This window comes from Xenorhabdus yunnanensis (genome assembly GCF_028598805.1).
Taxonomy (GTDB): domain Bacteria; phylum Pseudomonadota; class Gammaproteobacteria; order Enterobacterales; family Enterobacteriaceae; genus Xenorhabdus; species Xenorhabdus yunnanensis.
In genome coordinates, this window is sequence record NZ_JAQRFI010000049.1 from 26,575 (window position 1) to 33,038 (window position 6,464).

The 6,464-nt window shown below is 39.9% G+C and carries 7 protein-coding genes and 1 pseudogene; 5 read left to right on the forward strand and 3 right to left on the reverse strand.

The window, feature by feature from the left end; translation table 11 throughout:
* The first annotated feature begins 112 nt into the window (after positions 1-112).
* From PSI23_RS16675 to PSI23_RS16685, 3 genes are all read left to right on the forward strand, one after another.
* Entirely contained in the window at positions 113-784 is a 672-nt protein-coding gene (locus tag PSI23_RS16675) for a CsgG/HfaB family protein (RefSeq protein WP_273556140.1), read from the forward strand.
* Between the two features lie 63 nt (positions 785-847).
* Entirely contained in the window at positions 848-1,204 is a 357-nt protein-coding gene (locus PSI23_RS16680) for a DUF4810 domain-containing protein (protein WP_273556141.1), read from the forward strand.
* The gene (locus PSI23_RS16685) at positions 1,204-1,863 is read left to right on the forward strand and encodes a DUF799 domain-containing protein (protein ID WP_273556142.1); all 660 of its coding nucleotides are present in this window, start codon (positions 1,204-1,206) and stop codon (positions 1,861-1,863) included. The genes PSI23_RS16680 and PSI23_RS16685 overlap by 1 nt, the downstream gene beginning before the upstream one ends.
* Positions 1,864-1,951: 88 nt before the next feature.
* Here the strand turns inward: PSI23_RS16685 and PSI23_RS16690 are convergent, their stop codons facing one another.
* Positions 1,952-3,292, reverse strand: a complete 1,341-nt coding sequence (locus PSI23_RS16690) for an MATE family efflux transporter (RefSeq protein WP_273556143.1) — start codon at positions 3,290-3,292, stop codon at positions 1,952-1,954.
* Between the two features lie 46 nt (positions 3,293-3,338).
* Here PSI23_RS16690 and PSI23_RS16695 point away from each other — a divergent pair, with 46 nt between their 5' ends.
* Entirely contained in the window at positions 3,339-3,623 is a 285-nt protein-coding gene (locus PSI23_RS16695; RefSeq protein WP_273556144.1) for a hypothetical protein, read from the forward strand.
* Between the two features lie 146 nt (positions 3,624-3,769).
* On the opposite strand, the gene PSI23_RS16700 is transcribed toward PSI23_RS16695, so the two are convergent.
* Together PSI23_RS16700 and PSI23_RS16705 are read right to left on the reverse strand one after the other, a co-directional pair.
* Positions 3,770-5,344, reverse strand: a complete 1,575-nt coding sequence (locus tag PSI23_RS16700; RefSeq protein WP_273556145.1) for an MFS transporter — start codon at positions 5,342-5,344, stop codon at positions 3,770-3,772.
* 3 nt (positions 5,345-5,347) lie between these two features.
* A pseudogene (locus tag PSI23_RS16705) lies at positions 5,348-5,988 on the reverse strand (response regulator).
* Positions 5,989-6,198: 210 nt separating this feature from the next.
* On the opposite strand from PSI23_RS16705, the gene PSI23_RS16710 reads away from it, so the two are divergent.
* On the forward strand, positions 6,199-6,321 hold the full coding sequence (locus PSI23_RS16710; RefSeq protein ID WP_273556146.1) for a hypothetical protein: 123 nt from the start codon (positions 6,199-6,201) through the stop codon (positions 6,319-6,321).
* Positions 6,322-6,464: the final 143 nt, after the last annotated feature.

The following is a 6,464-nucleotide window of genomic DNA, read 5'->3' on the forward strand; positions in this document are numbered from 1 at the left end:
ATGGACTTTTCTTGTAACAATATTTATTATCTCCTCACTTTTATGTTAGCAGTATTCGCTGCATAAAAAACCGAACAGATTTATTTGAACATTCACTCAGGAAGACATAATAATGAAAAGCAAACTCACATTAGCCTTACTTTGCTTGGCTTCTTTCATGCTGGCTGGCTGTGCAACGGAATCTTCAACAACACTTCCAGTGCAAAAAGTTACTTCTTATAAAACAACTTATGCCAATATTCGTAGCCCGATTGCAGTGGGCAAATTTGAAAACCGTTCAAGCTACCAAAATGGCATTTTCTCTGATGGCATTGACCGTTTAGGAAATCAATCAAAAACTATCCTTGTAACTCATTTGCAACAAACAGGTCGTTTTAACGTATTGGAACGCACTAATTTGGCTGAGTTGAAAGCGGAAGCGGGTTTACAGGGCAAAACTCAGAAATTGAAAGGAGCTAATTACATTATTACGGGTTCCGTGACTGAATTTGGTCGCAAAGAAGTGGGCGATCATCAATTATGGGGCATTTTGGGACGTGGCAAGTCACAAGTTGCTTATGCAAAAGTGATGTTGAATGTTGTAAATGTTGAAACCTCTGAGGTCGTCTTCTCTTCAGCGGGAGCTGGGGAATATAAACTTTCCAGTCGTGAAGTCATTGGATTTGGTGGTACTTCCAGCTACGACTCGACTCTGAATGGCAAGGTACTGGATCTGGCGATCCGTGAAGCAATCAATGATTTGGTAGCCGGTATTGATAATGGTGTATGGAAGCCAACTAACTAATTAATTTTTACTTTTTACTGTTTTAAAAATTAATTGGTGAGATATTTTAGGGAAAATTTTTGTATGTTTTTGATGAAAAAGACGGGTATGCTGCTGGCGGCTCTATTATTGGTAGGATGTGTAAAAGCCCCTAAGACCATATACGAGTGGGGTGATTATCAATCAACTCTGTACCAATATTATCAGCAGGATAAAACGGGGCCACAGGAACAGCTTCAAGCATTGCAAAAAGTTATCGAGCAAGCTAAGGCCAAAGATAAATCTGTTCCACCCGGTTTGCACGCGCAAATGGGATTGCTTTACAGCAAAATTGGCAATATTGAGGATGCTTTCCAGCAATTTGAGATAGAAAAAAGCCTATTTCCTGAATCTGCGTCTTACATGGATTTTCTGTTAAGCAAGAATAAGGGAGTGAAATAATGAACCGTTTACTGGCGGCGATTGGTGCTTTATTTTTGCTGGTACTGACAGGATGTGCCGAACATAAACCGTATGATTATTCAGCACTGAGAGAAAGCAAACCTAAATCCATTTTGGTTTTGCCTGCCGTAAATAAATCAGTGGAAGTGCAGGCTTCTGGCAGTTTGTTGTCTCAAGTGACTTATCCGTTGGCAGAATCTGGTTATTATGTTTATCCCGTTGCGGCGGTTGAAGAAACATTCCGCCAAAATGGCGCAACAGAAGCGCAGGATATTCACAATATCAGCTACAAAAAATTGCATGATATATTTGGCGCAGATTCCGCTCTTTACCTGAATATCACGCAATACGGTACACAATATCAAATCATTAACAGTGATACCCGCGTCAGTGCGACAGCCCGTCTGGTGGATTTGCGCACGGGTAAACAACTGTGGAGTGGTTTCGCAACGGCGTCTTCCACAGAAAATGATAATTACTCTAGTGGTGGTTTGATTGGCATGTTAGTGTCAGCAGCCATCTCCCAGATAGCAAATACGGTTATGGACAGAGGCCATGATATTGCAGGCATTACCAGCAATCGTTTGTTAAATGCAGGTGGATATGGTCGCTTGCTGTATGGCCCTCGTTCAGAGTTCTATGGCAAAGAAAAGTTATAAGAAAAAAATTATAAGATTTAATTGAAATAAAAATGCCGCAGAGTGATCTGCGGCATTTTTTACATTTATTTTTACTGTTATTTCTGAATTAGATATCCAATCGCTTGGTTTGCCATCTTTTAGACTTCCAACGCCAAGCGTTCACTAACCCACGGATCCACTCATCGAAGAAGAATCCCATCCAAATCCCCAAGATTCCCATGCCCATAGTAACTCCCAGGAAATAACCGAGAGGAATGGAAATACCCCACATGCAAATCAACGCGGTATAGAGTGGGAAACGGGCATCACCGGAAGCACGCAGGGCATTGACCATTACAATGTTGAAAGTACGACCCGGCTCCAAAAAGACGGAGAGTAGGAACAACGGCAGAAGAAGTTCAATAATATTCTTATCTTCCGTCATGACATTGAGAAGTGGTTCCCTGAAAATCCAGAACGGTAATACGACACCTACTGTGACAATGACACCAATTCGCAGGCTTTTTAGCCCCCGGATATAGGCATCTTCAAAGCGTTTTGCCCCAACAAGATGACCAACCATAATCTCATTGCCAATACTGGTAGAGATACCAAACAGCATAATGAACAGCGATAGCTGGAAATACAGAGTTTGGGCAGCCAAAGATGTTTCGCCCATCAGGCCAATAAACGCCTGTGCGGTCATATATTGCAGGATCCACACCAAGTTTTCACCGGCGGCGGGCAAGCCAATATGCAGAATTTTGCTCAACATACTCTTAGACCAGTGCACGAGTAATTTAAACTCGAACTTAATATTCAAACTACAGAACAACAACCCGCAAAGCAGAATAACCGCAACAACTCGACCAAATACTGTAGACCATGCTACACCTTCCAGCCCATATTGAGGTAGCCCAAAGAACCCATACAGCACGATCATATTGCCGACAATGGTGAGCAAGTTAGCAATCAGCGTGACATACATGGCAGCTTTCGATTTTCCGTAAACCCGCAGGCAGGCCGCCAGAATAATCGAAATCGCTTCGGGTATCAGGCAGATACCAAGAACATGCAGATAAGCGAACCCATCATCCATCAGATTTTCGGGCAGGTTCATGATATACAGAATTTTATAACCGAAGAACACCGTGATCAGCGCACAACAGAGACCCAGCACAGAATTAAAAGCAATAGAAATATGGATCGCCTGACTGGCTTTATTGCGTTTTCCTGAGCCTAAATATTGTGCGATGACAACACTGCAACCAACGCTAATGAAATTAAAAATTGTAATAAAGAGATCAAAAACATGATTACCTACCCCCATTGCGGCGAGGTAAGAAGAAGAAATATGGCTGATCATGTACGTATTGATTAATAACGTCGCCATATGCAGAAAGATATCAATGAAAATCGGCCAGCTTAATGAAAAAAGTGAACGATCTACAACATCAGACTGATGCATTGTAAAACCTATTTATTAGAAGTGAAATGAATGGTCTTTTTGCGGTGTGACATATCCAGAAAGCATAGATGATTTTACAGGGTTTATTGATGAGTTGATAGGCAGAATAGGTGATTTATATTGTTGGTTTGCTGAAGGATTTGATTGGATAAAAAACTTTGGTGGTAATGGGCGCAGGAGCCTAGTGTTGTGGGGCTTTTTTCAAAAGGAGACTAACAAATATGACAAGTTTACAGATCTTGTCGTTGATTTGTTAACCTCAATTTTAAAATTTGGGCGGAACTTAGTAACTTCATGTTTAGCGTTTTCAGTTGGTAAGGTGAGGCAATGAATCCCGGTACAATTGCCGACAGCTTTGGAGCCTGTACGATGATTGGACATATTAAAAGTTATAGGCCATATGAGCTATTTCTCAATATGGGTCTTTATAGCATAGGTCTTTATTGCGTTACTGGCTCAGTAAGCCAATTATTTAGGTTATCTACGTGCTTTATGTGCTTTACTGACATCAGCCATTAACATTGGCATCAGTAATAATCCCATTACAGCGGCTGCAAGAGTCAATAAGGCAAACATACCAGTCCAATCATATCTGTCAATGATCTGGCTTAATGGCCAACCAGCAATTGCAGCACCAAAATAAGCATACAATCCTAAGTATCCGGTTACTGTATCTGCGGCTTTTTTATGGCAATGTTCCGTTGCTGAAAGGCCTATTAACATCTGTGGGCCAAATACAAAAAAGCCAATACTGAAAATACAGATAGACAATAGCACATAATTATTTATAGGAATTAACCAGAGAGCAGCTACAGAAAAGAAAAGACCGAGAGAAAATAGTAGAGTTACTGGTGCACGTTGGCTACGAAATAGCAAGTCTGATCCCCATCCAGAGCAGAGAGCGCCCAATAATCCACCTAATTCAAAGAGTGATAGCGTAGCATTGGCATTAAGTAAGTTGGCTCTATGTGTTTCTAATAACCATAAATTACCCCAATCATTAATTGCGATTCTAATGAAATAGACGAGAACATAAGAAAATCCAAGGAGCCAGATGGTACGGTTGAATAAAATTGTTTCCCGTAGAATTTGAATCATGGGCATTGGTGAAGACGACCGTTCTTGTCGTAGCTCCATTGTATCTTGCCGCCAATGTCCTACACTAGGCAAACCATGTTCCCGTGGTATTCCTCGTATTCTTTGGCATAACCAAATTCCAAACACAATACCAAGTCCTATCCCTAACAAAGCCTGAGTGGTTAAAAAAACCTCCAATTCCTGCAATTCGCTGAACGAGCCATTGACTTGACGGGCAGTGGTGACTAGTAAGCTTCCTAACAATGCTGATAGAACGCCTCCTTGCCAACCATAGCGATAGGCCATAAATACATTAGGAATAAAGACTAAAATAGACAATAACCATTCTATTTCTGAATATAGAATATATTGGCCACTTATTCCCAATAAACTAAACAAGAAACACCACATCAGCAAAGATGTTCTTAATTGTGGATCGGATATATCGGCTTTGGTGTGCTGATTTTTCCAATATTTCTCATATAAATAAACATAAATCAGATAGACGAATGAAGAGAGTAAAACGCCACCAGTCAGGGAAGACAGAAAAATAAAACCAATTTTATCAGGTAATGCAAAACTCAAGAACAAGATTTGTAAAAGACTATTAATGATAACACCCATTAACAGAATAGAAAGCTGTTGCCAATAAAGAGAGTAATTCCACCATATCTTTTGAATACCTAATGCTGTGATCACGCTAATAAACGGTGAGAGTAGAATAATGGGATGCATAATAAGCTGTTCGCTTTTTAGCCATAATAGAATACTGGTTTCGCTAGCCAGAAGGATTGGAATATGACGCCGCCCTAGTAGGGCCATAAAAACTAAACGTATCCCTTGGGGTAAAAATAGCGTTGCCTGCTGACCGCTATTGTGAAAGTAAAAACCAATTACCCATAGCGAAATCCAAATAAGTGAATAAAATAGACAGAGGAAGAGTGATTGTAAAATGAAGAGAAATTTTTCATTCATTGATTAACTCGTAATAATCTGATTCTGTAAGGCATAATGAACTAGCTCAATAGTGGTATTACATTGTAATTTATCTAAAACTCTGGCTCGATGGACATGAACTGTGTTGTGGCTAAGCTCAAGTTGTTCCGCGATAGCTTTTACACTATTCCCATTGATTAATAAGGTAAAAATTTCTTTTTCTCTTGGGGTTAGGGCTTGTAGTGCTACAAGTTCTTGAGGTTTCTGGCGTAGAGCTTTCAATGCGTCAGCGCAAAGGTAAATTTCGCCTTTGTGGACAGTATATACGGCCTGGATTAATTCTTCTGGCCCACAGCATCTCGTCAAATAACCTCGAGCACCTGAATCTAACGCACTTTGCACAAGTGCAGCAGTGTCATAAATACTCAACATAATTGTGCGAAAATTTGGGCACGTAGGGCGAAGTCGTGCTAAAAGCTGTAGGCCACTTTCATTGGGCATGGAGATGTCCATGATGACGATATCAATCGTTTTTTTAGTAAATCCGACCATGCTTCATTGGTACTGCTGTATTTACCGGCGACTATAATATCATCTTCAAGGGTTAATAATTGAGCAAAGCCTGAACGGACAACAACATGGTCATCTATGAGGGCAATTTTATCTTCATTTTTATTGTATATTGTAGGGTGTTTTATTATAAATTAAGCTAGATATCATAATGTTCACAAAATAAAATTCATGCAAATAAATAAACTAAATTTGTTAGTTAGATAACAAATTTCATTATAAAATAGATAAGCGACATTAATTTCAATTGGTTATTATTGTTTTTTGATTGTTACTCTGTTTATGCGAGAATGGAATTTATAAAATTAATGGATTATGGCGGCATGGAACTGAAAGATGAAACTGTGCTTAAACCAGTAAAAAGCCATTTATGGATCTTTGCATCTGGTTATGGTGGATATCGATTCAAAGGATTATTGAATATTATGCAAAAGCCTAAGGTATGATTAGCCATCACACCAAGCAAGTAGACCAGAAATAAGAGGCTAAGAGGCTAAGAGGCTAAGAGGCTAAGAGGCTAAGAGGCTAAGAGGCTAAGAGGCTAAGAGGCTAAGAGGCTAAGAGGCTAAGAGGCTAAGAGGCTAAGAGG

What these genes read in the sequence shown, in the direction of transcription:
- PSI23_RS16700 (WP_273556145.1), bottom strand. Translation starts at nt 5,344, where the DNA reads ATGAATGAAAAATTTCTCTTCATTTTACAATCACTCTTCCTCTGTCTA.
- PSI23_RS16675 (WP_273556140.1), top strand. Translation starts at nt 113, where the DNA reads ATGAAAAGCAAACTCACATTAGCCTTACTTTGCTTGGCTTCTTTCATG.
- PSI23_RS16680 (WP_273556141.1), top strand. Translation starts at nt 848, where the DNA reads ATGTTTTTGATGAAAAAGACGGGTATGCTGCTGGCGGCTCTATTATTG.
- PSI23_RS16710 (WP_273556146.1), top strand. Translation starts at nt 6,199, where the DNA reads ATGGAACTGAAAGATGAAACTGTGCTTAAACCAGTAAAAAGCCATTTA.
- PSI23_RS16685 (WP_273556142.1), top strand. Translation starts at nt 1,204, where the DNA reads ATGAACCGTTTACTGGCGGCGATTGGTGCTTTATTTTTGCTGGTACTG.
- PSI23_RS16690 (WP_273556143.1), bottom strand. Translation starts at nt 3,292, where the DNA reads ATGCATCAGTCTGATGTTGTAGATCGTTCACTTTTTTCATTAAGCTGG.